Origin of the sequence: Solibaculum intestinale, from assembly GCF_040096205.1 — a bacterium.
Classification (GTDB): domain Bacteria; phylum Bacillota; class Clostridia; order Oscillospirales; family Acutalibacteraceae; genus Solibaculum_A; species Solibaculum_A intestinale.
Map to the genome: position 1 here is coordinate 1 of NZ_JBBMFD010000050.1, position 2,950 is coordinate 2,950.

Here is a 2,950-nt window from a genome sequence, read left to right on the forward strand (position 1 = left end):
TCGCCGCCGAGACTTCGGACGGCATTTTCCTGAGCTGGCGTTTCCTTGGAAACGAGCCTGACGGCATTTCCTGGAACGTCTACCGCGACGGCGAGAAGATCGCCACCATTGAACCCCGCGATGTCCAGCCCGAGAGCAATTACGAGACCAATCCTGGTGTCGTAAAGGAAAACACCACTCCCACCAACTACACCGATCCCGACGGCACGATTGATTCCGAGTATGAAGTGGCTCCGGTCATCAACGGTGTGGAAGGCCGCAGAGAAGGCCTGACCGTTGCAATGCTCTCTTCCATTTCCGGCAAAGAAGGCCAGGAAGACAGAGCTGCGGCTCACTACGTTCAGATGAAGCCCGCTCCCGAGCGTGCTCCGCTGCCGAATTTCATGTACCGCGGCAACCTGGTTGGTCCGGGTAGCAGGATCGGCGGCAACGACGCGAAAACCTGGGCGATCTCGGAAGAAAACCAGGAGAGCTGGTACCGTGTGGACATGGACCTGCTCCGTGCGTTCCGTGAGCCCCACGACACCAAGACCCCGGTTACTCAGGATGATCTGAATACCTGGGTTGCACAGCTCAACGATTACAACAACGAAAACTGGAAACCGTCCAACGTGCTGGGTAACGACGGCATCATCAGCGATGCGCTGTATTACGAGCTGGAAGCCAAATTCATCAAGTACGTGGAGGAACTGGACGTTGGTACCAGCCTTCCCTACGCCATGAACGAAGACGGTTCCATTAACACCACCATGAGCGGCGGCTACTCTGCTCAGGATATGACCCTGGGTGATTTCGACGGCGACGGCCAGTACGAAATCGTTATGAAGTGGCGCTCTAACAGCAAGGACCCGATGTATTCCGATCCGATCTACTCTCCGACCAATCTGGAGTCCGGCCTGGAGTATGTTGACTGCTACAAGATCGACGGCACCCTGCTGTTCCGCATTGAAATGGGCTACAATGTTAGCTGCGCCAACGACCATGAAAACAACCTGTACTGCCAGGACTTCGATGGCGACGGCAAGAGCGAACTGATCCTGAAGACCGCTCTGGGCACTCAGATCGGCAACTGGGACGAAGCGACTCAGACGGTTGTGTATCCGGAGAACCTTGACACGGTAGTCGGCGGCGAGGATGGCCTCAATTCCACCGTTTCGAAGTTCAAGGAATATTTTGCAACCGGTAACGTTGAAGCGGTAGACACCTACTGGGGCGTTCTCAACAGCTTTGACATCTGCTACCGCAGCCCCACGGCCGGCGGCGGCAACGACGGTCCCAATGACCCGGCCAAGAAAGCCTGGATCAAGTCTTACCATGTGGGCCGCATGGGCCAGATGAAGGACAACCAGGAATTCGTCACTGCGTTCGAGTATGACGAAGACGCCGGCAAGGGCGTTATCGTCGATACCATCGATTACAGATTCCCCTACATCTCTGGCAGCGTGGACGGCGAGCAATGGTCTCTCGATCCTATGACCCAGCGCGCCAACTTCTGCTACATCACCGAACCGGCTCCCGGTAACGATACCCTGGACAGCTACAAGACCCAGGTTATGCAGAAGAAGGAAGAATACTGGCTGAGAAACCCGTGGAAGAAGTCCGTTTGGGGCGACTCTCAGGGCAACCGGGCCAACCGCTATGCAGGCGCGACCGGCTCTCTCGACGGCGAACATTATTCTGCCATCGTGCAGCGCGGTTACTACCAGAGAACCACCGCTGCCGCTTACTACATTGAGAACGGCAAGCTGGTGGAGCAGGGCTACTTCGACACCGAAGATCCCGCCTGCCGCACTCTCGGCGATGATCCGGAACTCTACTACACCCGCGGCAACCACTTTGCCGAGGCCGCTGACCTGGACGGCGACGGCAAGGACGAGTTCGTTCTGAAGTCCATGAAGCTCAAGCTGGACGAAGAAAAGGGCCTGATCCTGCCTTACGTCATCAACGGCGACGTGTTCATGAGCGTCGAGGCTATGGGCGGCGAACTGATGGCTCCTGGTTTTGAGATCATCAGCGATTCTACCCGCAACAACCCGCTCAACAGATGGGCTCCCCTGAACCACGGTGACCGTTCTGCTCTGCTCCCGGTCGACAAGACCAACAAGATCATGCAGTTCACCGGTATCGAAGAGTACATCTGGGACGACAAGAACACCGGTAAGCAGTACGGCTGGCTGCCCGGCCCGAACACCTTCGATCCGGATAAAGGCCTGCGCCGCGACGCAGAAGGCAATCTCTACACGGAAAACGCTTGCCTCTACGGTTCCTTCACCGGTAACGACGACGAAGGTTCTGTGGCCGGTAACTTCTCCAACAAGTTCCCGGGCGCCCAGGCCGGCGACTCCAGCGCTACCAAGAACGTCAGAAGCATGGTTACCGGCGAAGTTTTGGTTACCACCAATACCGCCCGCGGCATTGCCCAGGGCCAGAACGCCATTTGGTTCGGCAGCGGCTTGACTCACATGGCTGCAAACGGCGCCAACATCAACGAGATTGATGATGAGACCTTTGCTTCTACCTCTTATCTGCAGACTGGACTGCGTTCCACCGGTTCCAAGAGCACCCCGACCCTGAAGGCTGACTTCTGGGGTGACTGGCGTGAAGAAGTCCTGCTGTACACCAATGACAACAAGATCGCGATCGTGACTTCTCTGGCTCCCACCGAGTACGGCATCCGCACTCTGATGCATGACCCGATGTACCGCAACGGCGTTGCGAACCAGAACATCTCCTACAACCAGGTTGGTTTCGCCAGCTTCTACCTCGGCGACGAGGCGGAACTGCCGGCACAGAGAACCGACATCGCAGTTCCCACCAACCCGCTCAACAACGTGGAAGCCAGCACCGATAAGGCTGTCTACAACGTCAATGAGACCATCACGGTTAACGTGAAGACGGATGCCTCCGTCACCAGAGTCGGCCTGAACAACGAAGCCGGCAACGGCATGAT

At 57.0% G+C, this 2,950-nt stretch carries 1 protein-coding gene; it reads left to right on the forward strand.

The window, feature by feature from the left end; all coding sequences use genetic code 11:
• On the forward strand, positions 1 to 2,950 hold a 2,950-nt coding region (locus tag WMO26_RS13355), incomplete at both ends, for a rhamnogalacturonan lyase family protein (RefSeq protein WP_349221129.1).